At 62.2% G+C, this 209-nt stretch carries 1 protein-coding gene; it reads left to right on the forward strand.

Features of this window, described 5'->3' with window-relative positions; translation table 11 throughout:
* A partial coding sequence (locus tag G9G57_RS25595; protein ID WP_164965706.1) for a phosphopantetheine-binding protein occupies positions 1-209 on the forward strand: 209 nt, incomplete at both ends.

A 209-nucleotide genomic window follows, 5' to 3' on the forward strand; every position in this document is an offset into this window, starting at 1 on the left:
GGAGGCCGCGAATACGTGGCGCCGCGCACCGAACTGGAGGCGAAGCTGGCCGCCATTTGGCAGGATGTGCTTGTTCGGGAGAAGGCGGTAGGCGTAACGGACAACTTCTTCGACCTCGGCGGGCACTCCCTGCGGGCGACGACGCTGGTCAGCAAAATGCATAAGGAGCTAGGCGTTGAATTCCCGCTTCGCGACGTATTCCGCTACTC

Origin of the sequence: Paenibacillus sp. EKM211P (assembly GCF_011066175.1) — a bacterium.
GTDB lineage: Bacteria > Bacillota > Bacilli > Paenibacillales > Paenibacillaceae > Paenibacillus > Paenibacillus polymyxa.